This window comes from Nocardiopsis deserti (assembly GCF_008638355.1).
Lineage (GTDB): Bacteria > Actinomycetota > Actinomycetes > Streptosporangiales > Streptosporangiaceae > Nocardiopsis > Nocardiopsis alborubida.
This window is the reverse complement of sequence record NZ_VWVS01000031.1, coordinates 37,071-54,970: the sequence shown is the minus strand read 5'-3', so window position 1 is coordinate 54,970 and position 17,900 is coordinate 37,071. Positions and strand designations below refer to the sequence as shown.

Below are 17,900 nucleotides of genomic sequence, written 5' to 3'. Positions count from 1 at the left end.
CCAGCCCCATCGGCGCGGGCGCCTTCGACAACGCCGCCAAAGCCGCCACAGCACGCAACGACTTCGCCGACCTCTTCGCCCGCAACTTCGGCGACCACCTCGGCGACACCGCCGCACGCGACCTCGGACGCGACTACGCCGACACCCTCACCCGCAACTGGACCGATCCCAACCTGAGCCAGCACCTACGGGACACCATCGGCGACCGCCTGCCCCCACACATGCGCGACCACCTCGCCGACGTCCCCGTCAACCTGCAAAAACCCCTCAACGACTACTTCTCCACCACCGGTGCCTACGCCCAACAGGTCGGCGGCAGCATCGGCAGCGGAGCGCTGGAGGGCTACCTCGGCGAGGGCCTGGGCAGCATGGCCGACGGACGCGGCTGGGAGGCCTCGGTCTGGTCCGCCACATCCGGCGCCTCCCAGGCGGGCATCCAACAGGGCGCCACAGACGGCATCCTCAACGGCATCGACCTGTTCAGCGACAAGAACACACCCGACACCACAGCCCCACCGCCCCAAACCCAGACCGAAACCAACAACACCGACAACCAGACGAACGGCCGCACCACTCCCCCGCCAGAAAGGCACACGGACACGGAGTCCCTGTACGACAGCGACTCCGACTACGACAGCGACGCATCGTCCGTCTTCGACCGGGACGAGAGCTCCTCCCCCTACGACAGCGACGACGAGGCCTCGCTGTTCGACACCGACGAGGTCGCCCCCCAACAGGACACCACCACCGAGAAACCGGACAGGAAACCCGACCCCGACGCGCCCTCCGTCCCCGGGCTGCGCGACGACCCGCTGAACCTGGGGCCCTTCAACCCCAAGTCCGACGACCCCTTCCTGCCGGGCACGAACGACGGCCCCCTGAGCGTCGACTTCCTCAACGCCATCGTCCCCGACAACCCGATGACGGCCGCGCCCCCCGGAACCGACCAGGTCACACCGGACACGGGGAACACCGGCAACCGCGACACCGCGGCCCCGACCGACCGCTCCGTTCCCGAACAGGAGCAGCAGCACAACATCCCTCCCGTCGCCGTGGCGCCCCCCGTCGGCCAGGCAACCCCACCACCCGCACCCGCACCACAGAACCCGACCTCCGACACCGGCCAGCGCTCCACCCCCACCGAACGCAACAGCGGTGAACGCTCACCCCAGCGCACCGACGACACCCGCACCACGGACACCGCCGCGCGACAGACGACCGGCGACGACCTCCAGACCGTCGCGACAGGCCCCCCGCCCGCACCGGAGACCGAGACCACCGGGCAGGACGACCCCCGCGGCTCGACGGACGAACAGCGGGCGACCCCCCACGCCCCGACCGCATCCGATGCGCCCGCCCCGGCCGACATCCCGCTGCCCCCGTCTCCCGTGACCGAGAGCGGGCCGCCCCAGGACACGGAGGACACCGGACACAGCCCGTCCGAACGCGGTGGCGAACAGCCCGAGGACCGCGACGAGGACACCTCCCGCGACGACGACCGCTCCCGGGACGGCGAGAGGGATCGGTCCGGCGACGGCAGGGACCGGTCCGGCGACGAGAGCGGCGACGGATCCGACGGCGAGAGCGGCGACCGCTCCGGAGACGGCGGGAACCGGGGCGACGGAGACCGCTCCGGGGAGGAGAAGGGCGACGGATCCGACGGCGAGGAGGGCAAGGACGGCGAACGCGCCGACGACGCCGATTCCGTCCACGAGGAGGAGTCCACCGACGGACAGGAGGGCCAGGAGCAGGGCGGCAGCGGCGAACGTTCGCCCCAACGCACCAACGACAACCGCACACCGGACTCCTCCCCCCAGCGATCAATCGGTGACGGTGCGCACACCGCAGAGAGCACGTCACAACCGGATACCGCACCCACAGCTGAGCAGCGGACCACATCGGAGGACGTCCCGCCGTCTACGCCACCCGTCACCGAAACCGGCGACGGCCAGCACGACACCGACCTCAGGACGGAGAGCGCACCGCCTCCGCCGACCGTCACCGAAACCGGCGACGGCCAGCACGACACCGGTCCCACGTCCGAGAACGGACCCCCTCAGGACACGGAGAACACCGAGCACCCCCGTGCCGAGCGCGACACGGAACAGTCCGACGAGCGCGACGAGCGCGACGAGCGCGACGAGGACAGCGAACGCAAGGACGACGGCACCGGGTCCGGCCACGGGGAGGCCCCCGCCGAGGAGGCGGACGGCCAGGATCAGGACGGCGAGAAGAGCCGCAAGGACGCCCCCGTAGGAGAGGGCGAGACGTCCGGGGCGGCCCTGTCCCGGAACACGGACGGTGTCCCGCAGGGTCAGGAGACGCCGCGGTCCCGTCCGAAGCCGCTCCCCGGCAGGGAGGTCGGTCCGGAGCGGAACGGCTCGCCCTCTCCCGCCGCCGTGGAGCCCCCAGCCATGGCCGACAGCTGGGAGACCGCAGCCCCGCCGACGGAGAACAGCGGGGCGCCGGTACCGGGCGTCGGGGACGCCCCGCCCGCCGCCGAGGTCACGGCGTCCGACACGACCGAGGGCAGGCCGGTCCCCACGCGGAGCGCGGACGCGTCTTCGGTACCGCCCGCCTCCGGACCCGACCCGGCACCACCCGCATCCGGACCCGACCGCGCGGCGGACAGCGGTTCCGACAGCCCCCAAGAGACGCGCACCGACCCCACCGCTTCCGGGATCGACCCGGGGGCCGACGCCCGCGCCGCGTCGGTCCTGGACCGCCTGCCCGAACTCACCCGGGCCCTCGCGGACAAGGACATCCCCAGGGCGCGGACGCTGGGAGCCGAGTTCTGGAGGCTGCTGCGACCGGTCGACGGCCCGGCCCCGGAGAACCGCTCCATCCGCGAGGCGCGCGCGCTGGCGCAGGCACTGGTGTACGTCGTCTCCGACCCGTCCGACAGGCGCGTCCCGCTGAGCGGCGAGTCCGTCCCTCCCGAACGCGTCCAGGACGCCGAGGTCCTGGCCCGCGGCATCGACCGCCAACTCCGGGACCGCCACGACCCGGTCCGCGCCCGGCTCTGGCAGCCCGGCGGGCAGCTCACGACGGACTACGTCCGCTACGCGACGCAGGACCCCGCGGACCGGGGCCCCTCTCCCTACGGCGCACCGGACACGGTGACGACCGTCAACACGGCGCTGGTGGACGGCGACGGAGGCGCACCGGTCTCGGAAGGACGGTCCGGGGAGTCGTCGACGCCGGGCCGGACAGCGACGGACAACAACGCCCCCGCCGCGTCCGGGCCCGGGTCCGGGACGATCCGCCGGCTGCCGACCGGTGCCGAAGCCGACCGCTACGGCGACCTCCTGCACGACCCCGGCTACAACCCCCACACCTTCGACGCGCTCCCCACCCCGACCCAGGACGCGGTCTCCGCCTACACCCGCTCCCCCTGGCTGAACCGCTTCGCGCGTCTGCACCCGTTGAACGAGGCCACCGTGCAGGCCGAACTGGACCGGATCCGGGACGAGAGCCGATCCCACCCCGGATGGCAGGTCCACGAGATCGGCGGCGGCCAATGGCCCGACCTGGCACGGCTGGAGGAAGCCGCAAAGCGGGGCGGACTGAGCCCCGAGCAGGAGCGGATCGTGCGAGGCGTCCTCGACAACCCGTACCCGGAGGCGGCGCTGGAGAACCTGCGCGAGCGCTCCGGACGCGCGGGCGAGATCACCGAATCCCTCGCCCTGGGCGGGGAACCGGCGCACTTCCCCGACGCCTCGCAGGTCCTGGCGTTGCTCCGGCGCCTGGACCGCGCCACCGACCGACCCTTCCCTGAGGGTTTCGAAGCCGTGCACGGCATGTACCAGCACCGGCACCTGCTGGGCGAGGGCAGCACCGACCCCCGCACCCTCGCTGGGACCACGCACGTGGAACAGGGGTACTTCTCGATCTCCCTCGGTACCGTTCCGTCCGCGGCGGGCGGCTCCCCCATCGACCTGATGCGGCTGACCGTGCCGCAAGGCTCCCGAGGGCTGTGGGTCGGCGACCGGAGCCAACATCCCCGCGAGCGCGAGGTGATCCTCACCCGGGGGACCCGCTACCAGATCACCGCGGTCGAACCCTGGGGGCGCGGTTACCTCTTCCACGCCCAGATCCTGCCCCCCGCGCACGAGGCCGGGCCCGCCACGGCCCCGGCCTGGACGGGCGAGGTACTGGACCGCATCGACCAGGCCCTGGACGCGGACGACACGGCAGCAGCCCTGGCCGGGATACGCGAGGCGGCGGAACACTTCACCGCGGACCTGGCCTCCGCTCTGCGGGATGCCGACGGCTCCGGCCGGACCGCGACGATCGGCCGCCTCGAACAGTTGCGGGAGGCGGCCGAGCAGCTGGCGGACCGGGCCTGGGAGATCGCCGACACCGCCCCGGAGGCGGTCACGGCCACGGTCGCCCTGGCCGCGGACCTGGCCGCCGCCGCGGAGAGCGTCGCCGCGCGCGGTGCCGCCGACGCGGCCGCGGCCCGGGACGCGGTCCCCGAGCCGCCCGAGGTGGACCCCGAGGATCCGGACCGGATCACCGACGCCGCACGGGAGCGCGACACGGCCCTCACACGGGTCTCGGACGCCGACACCGCGCGCGACGACGCCGAACGCGCCTCCCACATCGCCTACGACGCCGCCGACACCGCCGCCCGCACCGCACGGACCACCGGGCACGATACCGGGACCCGGGTCGGGGAGGCCCGCGCGGCCGCCGAGAGGGCAAACACCCATCCCCGCACCGCGATCACGGCCGCCGAGGACGCGGCCGACCGGCACGAGAGCCTCACCCGCACCGTCAACGTGGCCGCGAGCATCGCCGTCGGTATCGCGCTCAGCGACGCGGTCGCGGCCCGCGGCGACGCCGCCGCGACGGCGGCCGCCCTCGACCGGGCGCGGTCCATCGCCGACCTGACCCCTCCCGACTCCGCGGCGCGCATGAGACTGAACACGCGTATGAACGCGATGGGGCTCTCCGGCCCGGCCGGCTCCAACAACTTCTTCGCCTTCGCCGTGACCGACATCGCCGGAGAGGTACGGGACCCGGACGGGGACGGCACCGGGACGAGCGGCGCCGACCCCGACTCCCTCGCCCACGGCCTGGGACTGACCGACACCGACGGCCCGGAGCCGGATCTGGCGGAGGCGCCCGGTCCTGCGACCGGCGCATCCCCGAGCGACCGGACGGAGCGGGAGCCGGGGGCGCACCCCGCGGCGGACTCGCTCCTGGACGCGTTCAGCGGCGCCCTCAACACGCAGTCCCCGCCGGTCCGGAGCGCACCGGCGACCGGGGAGGAGTCCTCCGACCCCGAAGCCGGACCGTCCCCGCGGCCGGTTCCGGCCCGGTCGGCGCCCGAGCCGAACACGGACGACGAGACCACCGAGGCCGCTCCTGCCGAGACCGGCGTTTCGCGGGAACAGGCGACACCACCGGACCCGCTGACCACCGAAACCGGAGAGACGCCGGAGGAGGCGGTGCGCCCGCCCGCGCCGCCCGCGGCCGAGACGCGCGTGCCCGCGGAGGAGGCGCGGACCAGAAGCGGAGAACACGAGGAGGGCGCGCCTCCTCCGCCTCCCGCACCCGCACCCGCACCGGCCGAGAACGACGGCACCGAACAGGAGCCGTCGGCGCGGCCCGTCGACACCGACACCACAGACACGGAACACGCATCCCCGCCGTCCCCGCAGGAGAACACCGACACCACCACAGACACCACGCACACCGAGAACACAGAACGCACGCCCCCGCCCCCACAGCACGAGCACGACACCACCGCAGCACCCGTCGAGACGGTGGACGCCACAGACACGGAACACGCACCCCCACCGCCCCCGCAGGAGAACACCAACACCACCACCGTCGGCACGGAGACGGATCGCCCGCAGACCGGCACCGGCGACACCCGGCGACGCGAGGAGCCGCCGCCCCGGAACTACCCGGGTTCCGTGCGGCCGGAGCGGACGGACACCTCCTACGACCTCGGCTACCTGCTGACGTCCAACCTGGTCAACTCCAGCATGGTCCACACCGAGCACCTGCGTTCGTTCGTGGACGACACCCTCACCAACGACGCCGGACACGTCGACGCCACGGTGCGCGACACGGTCAGGGAGCGAATCGACGCCCAGGTGCGCGAGCAGACGGGCGTGTTCTTCCAGCCGGAGGGGTTCTCCACGACGGTCAACGGAGCGGACGGCTCCACATGGCAGGCGACACTGCGGCTGAACTCCTCCCACGAGGGTTTCCACCACGCGCCCACCCAGCCGAGGGAGGGCTCGAACTCCACGGACCTGAAGCTGGTGGACGAGGCCGGGGAGGCCAACCCCGCCGAGGGCAGCGGCAGCCACGGCGGCACCAAGTTCGTCGGCATGGGGTTCCAGGTCTCCCCCCTGCTTCTCGGGACGGTGGGCGGCGCCGACATCGGCCCCCGCTTCACGTTCAGCTTCTCGGGGGGAACCCGCCAGCGGCAGTCCGTGGACACGGCGGTCAGCCTCCACGACGGCTACAGCAGCTACGAGATCAAGGGCAAACCCGAGGTCTACGCCTCCGACCTGACCATGTCCTTCGACCTGACGCCCGTCCACGTCCCCCCGGCACAGGCACCGGACAGCGGCACCACCCCGGCGAACGGCAACGCCCCGACCGACAACACCGCTCCCAACGACAACGCAGCAGCGAACGGCACCACCCCGCCGGACCGGGCCGTGAACTCCCGGGCCGAATCCGCCAACGGGGTGGTCCTGGTCCTTCCGGGCGAGGTCGTGGCCAACACCGGTCCGGAGACGATCCGCCTGCGCGACCCCTTCACGACCGAGAACCACCAGCGCGGCCGGAACAACGACGACGACAGGCCCGTGGGACCGCACGCGGACAAGGGCCACCCCGTGTCGGTCGGCGACATCCGGTTGAGCGACGGCTCCTCCGACAGGTCCTTCCCCGACTGGATCGCCGACCACCTGTGGCCCCCGGAGCAGAACCGCGGGTGGTGGAAGTCCGCGGTCGACAGGGTGACGCCCGGTTTCGTCAACAGGCGCAGGCAGCAGAAGCTGGACGCCTTCCACGACCAGGTCGGGGGGACCTTCTCCAAGAAGTCCATCCGCAACAACCTGTCGGAGATGACCTCGGCACCCGCGGTCTTCACGGTCACCGACCCCTCGGACAGACCCCGGCTGGTGAGCATCCACTCCGTGCCCACCGCCTACGACGTCAAGCCCCACACCATCCAGCCCGCGAAGTACATCAAGGGCAACAAGGCCGAACGCGAGAGCGGGAGCTCCGTCCGGCACAGCGACTTCCTCGGCGGAACCCTGGGCGCGGGCGTCAGCGTCGACGCGGGGGCCGTGGGCGGCACCCACAAGGCCCGTGTCGACGCGATATCCGTGGAGGGGGGTGTACGGGGCCGGTCGACCGCGGAGAGTTCGCAGGTGTCGTCGGGAGCGGTCAACCGCATGAACTACGGCAAGACCGAGTCGTCCGCCTACGACGTGCAGCGCAACTACTACGTGCACTTCGACGGCGAACCCGAGGTGTACCGCTTCCAGGGCGACACCGTCGAGATCCTCACCGTCCAGGAGGCCCGCATCCTGAACGGGGACGAGCCCTCGGACAAGGTGCCCGCGCCCCCGGCCCCCGTCCGGACCGAGGGTGTCGGCACGACGCCCGGGACGGTGAACCCTCCCGGGACCGCTCCCGACACCACCGGGAACCAGCAGCCCGGAACCGACGGCAACCGAGGCGCGCCGGGCGGCGACGACCGGAACGGGAACACCGGGACCGAGGAGCGCGGCCAGCAGCGGGAGAACACCCCGGAACAGGAACAGCCGCCCGGACAGCAGCCCCCCGAGGCGCGTCCCCACGGGGAGGGGCGGCCCGAGACCCTGCGGCCTCCCCGCCCGAACCTGGCCGAGGAGAACCCGGTCACCTTCCACGGGGCCGTGCCCCGCGACTTCACCTGGCCCGACGGCAGCCAGTACCGCGACGTCGACGGGCAGCAGCGCAGCATCTACCAGCACATCGCGCACCAGGTGTTGACCGGGCTGGCCGACAAGCTGCCCGGCATAGTCCTGCCCGACATGGCCCGCGACCCGAAGAACTTCGCCAAGCGGCCCGGCCACGAGAACAGCGGCCCGTTCACCGGTTCCACGCGCGAGCACCGTCCCTTCCGACGCGACCACGAGACCGCCGTCTTCAACACCCACAGGATCATGGACGCGATCGCCGCGTCCGAGTTCAAGAGCGGCACTGACGGCCTGACACTGCACGGTCAGCCCGTCCACCTGATCGACACGGGAAGGTTCGACCCCAGCGCACTCTTCAAGTCGGGCCAGAAAGTGATGCGCTCGCCGTTCGTCGCGGTACGCGTCAGCGCGGACTTCTCCTCGCTCAGGCACGCGGGAGAGACCACGAGGGGCACCGGAGGCGAGTACGCGGGCGCGTCCGAGATCGCCACCGCGGACGGCTCGCAGAAGCGCAAGACGCTCCGGTTCTCCTCCGGCGGCTACATCCGCCGGATCGACGCCGTCGACGCGGCCGACAACCCGAGCGACGGCGGCGTGTTCTCGGTCTCCCTCCAGACGAGCGACACCAAGGGGAAGAGCCGGGGCCTGGGCATGAAGACCCAGAGCGAGAGGACCATCCAGTACGCGGAGGACTCCAGTGTGTGGAACTCCGGGGTCCGGTTCAGGGCGAGGCTCTACCAGGACGACGACCTCGGCATGGTCCTGGGCGGTAACACACCGCTGGCCGAACGCGGACAGGACCTGCTCAGCCGCCCGATCGACGCGCTGGCCACGATGGACACGGCCAAGGCGGTGCCGGGCGGGGAACGCGGCGGCCGGGACGACACCGCCCCCGCCCCGCGGGTCACCCGAATCCGGCCGATACCGGTCGACCAGGCCCAGGAGATGATCGACGGCCCCACGAGGCCGACGCCGGACAGCGTCCGCAAGACACGCGACCTGACCGGCGGTGTCAAGAGGCTGTTCGGCGGAGGGCGGAGCCAGCATCCCCCGGCCGCAGAGGGCACGGTCCCGACGCCGAACACCGCAACCGCGCAGACCACCACCGGCCAACAGAACACCGGACAGCAGAACACCGGACAGCAGAACACCGGCTCCCAGACAGGTGACGGTCAGCGGACGCCCGCCCCCAACACCAACACCAACACCAACACCAACACCAACCAGCCGAACACCGAAACCGCGCAGACCACCACCGGCCAGCAGAACACCGACACTGCTGCGGACACCACAGGTCAGCAGAACACCCGTTCCCAGAACGACGACGTCCGGCGCCCGCCAGCGACGGAAACCACCGGCGACACCACTGGGCAACAGAACACCGGCACGGCCCCGGCGCCCGACACCGAGACCGCGCAGACCACCCCCGGGCAACAGAACCCCGCGGAGAACGCCCCCGACACCCGCCCCGTCGAACAGCGCCGGGCCGAGAAGCTCCACAGCACTCCCACCTCCGTCGAGCACGTCAACACCCGGTTCACCACCGGTGACGGCAACCGGGTGAGCAGCCTGGTCGAAGCCGCCTACGAGAGCTTCTCCTCCACCGCGCCCTGGGAGAGGGGCGCAGACGGCCAGCGCCCCTCCAGAGGGCTCGGCAACGAGCGCAAGCTGCGGCACTTCCTGCGACGGGGCGTGGGAAGCCGACAGTTCTACGAGAACGCGCTCTCCCCGGAGAACCTCGCGGACAACCCGGCTGCACGCTCCTCCGGCGGCGCGCGCACGCGCACGGAGATGAGCGGGGGCCCGCTCTCCCCGATGCACCTCCGCGCGACGTCGTCCACCCGGTTCGACATCAACTCGGTCGATCGCTTCGAGCAGTCCGACGGCGCGGTCGTCTTCAAGAGCAAGAACACCCTGGAGACGTTCTCCAGGGACGGGAGGAGGACCGACCTGACCTTCCTGGCCACGGGCGGAGGCCGGTTCAACCCCAACCCCATCCAACCTGCCGAGCAGCCCGCGGGCGGGACCGCACCCGCGCCCAACTCCGCGAGCGCCCCCCTGATCCAGCTCGGCCCCTCCGCGGGCAAGAGCCTGTTCGACCGCTACACCATCACCAAGCCCACGTCGAGGTTCAACGAGTCGGTCGAGTTCCACCCCAAGATCCCGATGTCGTACTCCTACTCCGCCTCCGGGCGCATCACGCAGGCGATGGAGTTCGTCAAGAACTGGAGCATCGGGCCGACCTTCCCCCGCTCCGCGCGTTACCGGGGCTGGCAGGCCGACTCCGACAACCTGGAAACCGGGCTGATCCACATCCGCGACGCCCACGCGTCGGGCATGGTCGAGGACAAGGTCGAGGAGGTCAACGGTGAACTGGTCCGCGTCCCCCAAACCGAGCCGGAGTCGCCCGGGTCCGTGAAACCGCGCCCGGGCTTCGAGGACTCCGGCATGATGCTCGATCCGGTCAACCCCGACGAGGCCATCCAGAGCCTCGTCGACGACCTGGCCTCGCAGGGCTGGCAGCTGACCAAGGGCAGTCGGGAGATCATCCTCAAGGCCCTCGATTCCCACACCGGGCTCAACCCCAACACCGGGGTGCCGGTGACGGTGAAGATCAGCCCCATCGACCACTCGATCGGGAACCTCAACGCCCCGACGACCGCGCCGCTGTCCCTGGACGCCACCGTGAAGCTGCGGCTCGACAGGAGCAACGCGAAGGTCGAGTACCTGGGCGGCAAGACGGAGTACCGCCAGCGTCAGGGCTCGGAGGAAGGGGACAGGCTCCAACAGGGCAACGAGAGCTCCGCGTTCCAGGGAGCCCACGGCTCGCTCCTGACACCGCTGCCCCAGTCGGGGGGCGACCAGCCCGGGGGCACCACCCCGCCGAGCCGCCCCTACCTGATGGGCCTACAGGGTGACGGCACCACGACGAACGCGCGCGGCGACGGCGGGATCGTCCGGGACGCGGACAAGCGCTCCACCCAGTTGACCATGGAGACGCCCTACGCGCGGGTGTCGTCGGACACCCGGCTGACGCTCGACCTGCACATCTCGGAGAAGCAGGGCGCGGCCAACTCCCTCCTGGGGGAGACCCCGGGCTCGCACAGGCGTGACTTCACCGGCGCGGGGAACTCGGGCCGGGCGCAGGAGATGTACCCGGCCTTCTCCCTCGACCTGCGCAACGAAGCCAGCACGCCCGGGGGGAACGACACCACCCGGACGTCCACCGACGGAGGCAACAACCCCCGCACCACACCCGAGGGAAACAACACCACCCCGACGACCACCGACGGAGGCAACAACCCCCGCACCACACCCGGGGAAAACAACACCACCCCGACGACCGCCCAGGGCGACAACAACAGACAGCCCGGCGGACAGCAGACGGGGAACCAGCGCGCTCCGGAGAACCCCTCCAACGACAACCACGCCTCACTGACCGACATGGCGCGCTCCCTGACACGCGACATGGATCCGCGGTCCCGAGACGCCTTCAACGACGCCCTGACCCTGCTCGCGTCCGTCGAGAACAAGGGCAAGGACGTCCTCGACCTCGGCCGGATCGTCCTGGCGAAGTCGTGGGGATGGAACCCGCCCGCGAACGCGGTCCATGACGGGAGCTACACCCCGGAGGCCGTCGAAAAGGCGGCCAGCTACGTGGCGGACAAGCTCAAGCTGAACTCCCGCAACAACGCCATCGACCATGCTCTCACCGAACTCGGCATCAAGGCCTCCTTCGCCGAGGCCAGTTCGGAGACGGGCGCCGAACTGCCCGAGTTGGGCCCGACCACGTGGATGATGCGTGCCATACCCCATCCGGAGACAGCGCGCATCACGGACTACAACCCGAGCATGCGCCTGACCGACTCCTCGGAGACGAGCAGGACCTTCTCCCCGTTCCACAACGAGTCGTCCACGACGACCATGGGCTTCGAGGCGCGCCCCTCCGGACGCACCGGAACGGGGCCCCCGACGACGGCCACCCACTACGGCTCGGCCAACAACACGGGATCGTCCACGTCCGGAGGCGACACCGCCCGGGGGAGCAGGCCGAAGGAGCCTCCCCACTCCGACCGCGTCCGGACCGGCCCCGGCTACCTGGTGGAGATGGACACCGACGTGTTCATCGGGGCCAGGACCGAGCTGAGCGGCCCCTGGTACAAGCGCTCGGCGCGTTACGTCGGGGACAAGGCCGCGTCCGCGGGCAGGGCGGTGCGCGGCGTCTTCGGCGGCCGGAGCACCCCCTCGTCCGTCCCGGCCCGCCCGGCCCGGTGGCAGCAGGGCCAGACCACCGTCAAGACGACCCGGTGGGTCTCCCACGGCGACGCGGTGAGGATGGGCATCATCACGCCCGACCACGCCACCCGGATGGCCCCCCTGACCGAGCGTTTCACCCGGATCCAGAAGACGCTCGGAAACGCGGAGAAGGCCTACCTCGATGCGCGCTGGCCTCTGGACCAGGCGGCCTCCGACCGCATCGCCGCACCCGACGACCCGCGGGTCCAGGAACGTTACAGGAGCCTGGAGGAAACCTACGAGGACCGGCGGCAGGACTTCGAGGAGGCGGTACGCAACTGGGTGACGGCGCTCCGGGAACTGCGTGACGGCCTGGGCGACCTCTCCTCCCTGCCCAGGCCGCGCACCGCGACCGCACCGGACCTCGACACCATCCAGGAGGAGCCGCCTCCTCCCCCGGACCCGCGGCGCGACGCCCCGGACCCCGCGGCCGACCCCGAGGCCATCGAGCTGCCCGAACGGAACAACCGCCAGCCCGAGCAGGAGGGCCGACAGCCCGAACGGGGCACCGGACAGCGCGGCGCCGCCCCGGACCTCCTGGACACCCTCGGCTCGGACCTCAACATCCGACCGCGGGAGACCAGGGAGGAGGAAGCGCCTCCCCAGCCCCCGCAGCGGGACACCCCGGACCCCGCGACCACCGAACTGCCCGAGCGCGACACCCGGCCGCCCGGGGACGACGACCAGCGGCCCGCGGACGGCACCGGACAGCGCGGCGCCGCCCCGGACCTCCTGGGCACCCCCGGGGACCTCCTGGACACCCCCGGCCCGGACCCCAGCACCCGGCCGCAGGAAGAAGACGTGCCGAGGCAAGCACCTCAGCCGAGCGCGGCCGAGGTGCTCGAACGGGCGCGGCAGAGACTGGCGCGGGACCTGGTGATGGGCAGGGCCCTCCAAGGCCAGGACGGCTCCTCCCGCAACGAGGCCGCCCCCGCCGACAACCGCCCGGAACGCCACTCACGCAACCAGACGAAGGGGCCCCTCAACCACACGGACCAGCGTTCGGGCCCCTCCTCCGAAACGCACGCACGGCCCGAGTCCGCGACGGTCCGGAGACCCAGGGCGGCGGAGCCGACCGGGGAGAACGGGAACGGGCCCTCCCTGCACGAGTCGACCCCGCCCGGCGACCAGGCCGAGACCCGTCGCGGCCCTGTCCCGGAGCGCGTCGACAGCGCCGCCGACAGGTACACGGCAAACGATGAGGAGGACCTGTACGACGTCAGTGACGAGGAGGAGGCGCCGCGCACCCGCTGGCTCGACAGGCACTACCCGGAGGCAGCCTCGCTCAGCGGGGAGGAACGCAGTCAGCTGGTGCGGTCGCTCACGGAACGGTCCCTGGCGGTGGGCCCGCCCGTCCCCGAAGGGTTCCGGTACCCCATGGACCTGGGCGGTCCCGACGACATCGCCTGGCTCGAAGCCCAGAGAGCACAGCACCTCCCCCCGGAGTCCGACACCATCGTCCTGCCCGGGCCCTCCACGGCCCCGAGCGCACCGCAACAGCGGGAACAACCCGTCGAAGGCCAGAACCAGCAGCCGCGGCCGACACCGTCCGAGGTCGGCCAACCGTCCCCGGCGGACACCGGCCTGACGGGCGACCACGGCCAGCAGCGCTCCCCCGAGCAGACGGAGCCGCAGGGAGTGGAGGAGCGGCCCCGTACACAGGGGGACCTGGACGGACAGCAGCCGCTCTCCACCGAGGCGCCGAAGAGCGTGATACACGTCAGTCAGCTGGCCCATCACCACGAGGCGACCTTCACCGACCCCGGAAACGAACGCGCTCCCCAGCCGCCGGAGACCGATCCCGCACCGGAGGGGCAGCCCTCCCCCGACCAGACCGAGACCCATCACGCTCCCGAGGACCGGCCCGCCCTCCACCGACCGCAGCCCCGTGATCTGCCCGCCCCTGCCGCGAACCCGGACCGAAGCGAGTGGGACAACCGGCTCCAGGCCATGCGGGACTGGAGGACCAACTGGGAGCACAGGGCGCGGACAGCGGAGGAGAGGGAGCGTCTACGCGAGGCCTGGAGGACCGAGTGGTCGCTACCGGCGACGACCAGGCCGAGCGGGAACGGAACCCCCCAGCACGACACCGGCCTGACGGGCGACCACGGCCAACAGCGCTCCCCCGAGCAGACCGGGACGCACCGCGACCCCGAGGACCAGCCCGTCCCGCAGACGGAGAGCGCACAGGAGGAACCGTCTTCCTCCGCCCCGGCCGGGACGGACCCGGACCCGGGCCCCAACAGCTCGCGGCAGAGCCAAACGACCACGCAACCGACCCCACCGTCCCCCGAGGAGACCTCCAGCACCCAGTCCCAGCCCTCCCCCGAGGAAACCCCCACCACCCAACCCCAACCCGCCCCCGAGGAAACCCCCACCGCCCAACCCCGGCCCCTTCCCCCGAGCGAGGGCGGCGAGGGCTCCCGCACCCTGCCCCAGGACCGCACGGGCACCTCCCGGCAGGAGGGGACCGCGCCCCCGGCGGAGCAGGCTCCCCCGGCCTCCACCCCGGTGTCCGACCTGTTCGCGTTCTTCGACCAGGAGTTGAACAGTCCCGCGAACAACGGGGACAACCGCTCCGCGCAGGACACCACACACGCCCCCTCCGGCGAGGAGGCGACCGCCGGACCCGCCCCGGCCGCCGACGACGACGGGGGACAGAAGACCCCGGCCCCCGAGACGGCACCCGCGGTGACCGAGTCCGATCCTTCCCGGAAACAGCCCGGGTCCGAGGGCGGCGAGACGGCGAAGGACCCCGAGCACACGCAGGACGAGGAGAAGCAGAAGGAGGACACCGAGGGAGAGCCCGAGGACGCCCCCACCGACACCAAGGACGAACGCGAGGACGGGGACGGCGACGACGGCGGTCCCGACAAGGACCGCTCCGGGGGGAACAGCGGGGACCGGACCGGCGGCGACGGGGGCTCTGGCCAGGACCGCTCCGGAGGCGAAGGCGACCAGGGCGGCAGTGGTGGCAGCGGCAGGACCGGTGAGGATGACCGTTCGGGCGACCGCTCCGGGGACCGGGACGGTTCCGGCGGGAAGGACCGCGGGGGGCGGGGGGAGGAAGACCGTTCCCCGCGTGGAGGCCACCAGGGCGGCACGAACCGCAGCCACGGGGGGAGCCCGGTCGATCGCGACACCGACCCCGACGCGGACCCGGTTCCGGACCTGGTCTCGGACACGGACACGGACGCCTACGACAGCGACGACGACCTGTCCCTGTACGACCTCCCCGACACACCGCTGCAGCGGCCCCGCAACCCAACGTTGGACGAACCGCAGGTCCGACCGCCGCGGAACCAGGACGGCTCCCCCTCCGACTCCGTGGATCCGAAGTCTCCGGACAAGGAGAACGGCTTCCCCGACACCCTCGGTTCCAAGCCCTCCCCCGACGACTTCCTGGGTCTGCTCAACCCCAAGGCCGACTTCGGCCAGCCCCTGCCCAGCTCGATGACCGACTTCCTGGTCATGCCCGTGTTCGGGGACAACGGCCGTTCGGGGAACCCGCAGGGCGACCCGCCCCGTAACCCGTGGGGAGACAACCAGACGCCCCCGAACGCACCCGCCGACTCCGGCGGCCGGGGAGGCGACGGGCAACCCCGCGGACGCGGCGGCATCCGAGGCGGCGGACGCGGAAACAGCCGGGGCGGACGCGGAAACAGCCTGCCCTCCCGTGACCGGGGCGGTCCTCCGCCCGCCTCCGGACCGGCACACCCACCCGCCCAGAGCGGCGGCACCCCGCAGCCCCCCACGGCGGGCGCGAGCGACCAGCCCCCCGCCAGCGCGCCTCCGCGCCCCGTCTGGGGCGGCGGCACCTCCCAACGCCTCTTCGGCAACACCGGCACCCCACAACCCACCGGCACACCCCAGAACCCGACCACGGACACCACCCAGCCCCCCGCACCGCAGAGCAGCGCCCCGCCCCGCCGAGGAGACCCCGACTCAGCCATCAACCTGGCCGGACTCGACAACACCACCACGGAGAACCACCGGTTCCCGGAAAACCTCAACGACGGCCGCGTCATCGGCAAAATTCCCGAAACACGCGTCACAAGAGACGCCGAAGGAAAAATCGCCACCGTCGACGGGAAACCCCTCGAAGACTTCCAGTTCGACCTCGTGGAAGCACGCGCGGAAGAAGTCAGGGACCTCCTGAAGAACGGGGCCAGGGTGAAAATCACCTCGCTCAGGCCAGGGTTCAGGCCAGGAAGGGACGGCAGGGTCCCCCTCGAAGTCCAGGACCTGGGAGGGGAGATGGGAGCGGTCAACTCCATCGTCGTCGACCGCGTCACCGGACTCGTCGCCGAAGGCATGAACGGAAGAAGAGGGACCTCGTTCATCCCGCCCAACAGGGAACACCCCGAAATCAGGAGAAGGATCGCCGCCATGAAGAAGCCCGGCGGATACGACGTCTACAAGGGCAAGAGACCAACGGGCGAAAAACACTACTTCCCCCTGCCGGACGCACCCGACCGCCACGCTGAGGTCAAAGCCATCAACGCGCTCCTCATGGCAAGGAAGAACGCCAGGATCAGCGACCTCCAGATCGACAACGTGTTCACCCTCAAAGAGGACGAATGGACCCGCACGGGTTGCCCCTGCTGCGCGAACTGCAGCAGGATCACCTGGGGGGCTCCCGCACCGCGCGCAGGAAAGAGCACCCACCCCGTCGGCCACCCCGAACACAAGGTCGTCTACCCGGACTGGACCCCCTCCGATGCGCAGAACTGACCACGCAGACCTGCGGTTCCCCCCGGGCGAAAGGGCGACACACCTCGGCCGGCCCTTCACCGGACTGTCCGTCACCACAGGAACGCACGAGACCAGCGCCCAGACCTTCGTCGAGGGCGTCCAGAAGGGCCCCGAGCTCTCCTGGCACGAGAACGGGCAGCTCATCGCTCTGGGCAACACCCACGCCGACGGGCTCCCCGTCGGTCCCCTGCACTACTGGGACACCGAGGGAAACCTCGCGTACGAACACGTCAACGACGCGTCCGGAAGCCCGCGCATCACCAGGGAGTGGGACGAGTCCGGAAACCTCGTCGGCGAGGAGCGGCACGAGGACCATGGCGACGGCACCGACACCGGCGATGAGGCCTTCCCGCCCTGGCAGTGGATCAGGCTCGCCCCCGGCATGCGGGCCCCCGACCGCGGAGGCTTCCTGCCCGCGGTCAGCGTCAGAGACCTCACCACCGCCGAAGTCGAGGGCCGGGGACGCCGTGCCCTGTACGGCGGCACGCCCTACACCGGGGAGGCCGTCACCCTCGACCGCCGGGGCCGGGTCGAGATGCGCACCTTCGTCGGGGGCGTCGAGGACGGCCCCACCCTGACCTGGGCGTCCAGCGGCAAACTCGTCGTCCAGGGCATCACCCAGCGCCCCCACGGCCCGGTCGGCCCCTGGCACCAGTGGGACGAGCGGGGACGCCTCCTGCGCGAGGTCGTCCACGACGCCCTGGGCAACCGGATCATCGTCCGCGAACTCGACGGGGCCGGGAACATCGCCCGCGAGGAGCGCAGGCCCCCCGCACGCCTGGTCCGCGACCCCGAGACCGGCCGGGAGCACCCCGCCCCCTGGCTCTGAGGAGCGCACCAAAAACCCCGCGCCGGGTACGCGGAGCGTCGTCCCGCCCCCGTGGGTCCCTGCCCCGGAGGGAAACGACG

General features: G+C 71.8%; 3 protein-coding genes. 2 read left to right on the top strand and 1 reads right to left on the bottom strand.

The features are described from left to right. Positions 1 to 185 (bottom strand): hypothetical protein (locus FYW99_RS32680; protein ID WP_223839804.1); only part of this gene is annotated, 185 nt, incomplete at its 3' end. A 36-nt stretch (positions 186 to 221) separates the two neighbouring features. Here FYW99_RS32680 and FYW99_RS30225 point away from each other — a divergent pair. Both FYW99_RS30225 and FYW99_RS30220 read left to right on the top strand, forming a co-directional pair. Then, on the top strand, positions 222 to 16,970 hold the full coding sequence (locus FYW99_RS30225; RefSeq protein WP_263364102.1) for an ADP-ribosyltransferase: 16,749 nt from the start codon (positions 222 to 224) through the stop codon (positions 16,968 to 16,970). Next, positions 16,957 to 17,820, top strand: a complete 864-nt coding sequence (locus FYW99_RS30220; RefSeq protein WP_223839802.1) for a toxin-antitoxin system YwqK family antitoxin — start codon at positions 16,957 to 16,959, stop codon at positions 17,818 to 17,820. The genes FYW99_RS30225 and FYW99_RS30220 overlap by 14 nt, the downstream gene beginning before the upstream one ends. Positions 17,821 to 17,900 lie beyond the last annotated feature (80 nt).

Excerpts from the sequence above, each read along its gene's own strand:
- FYW99_RS30220 (WP_223839802.1), top strand. The coding sequence starts at position 16,957 with ATGCGCAGAACTGACCACGCAGACCTGCGGTTCCCCCCGGGCGAAAGG.
- FYW99_RS30225 (WP_263364102.1), top strand. The coding sequence starts at position 222 with ATGCGCGACCACCTCGCCGACGTCCCCGTCAACCTGCAAAAACCCCTC.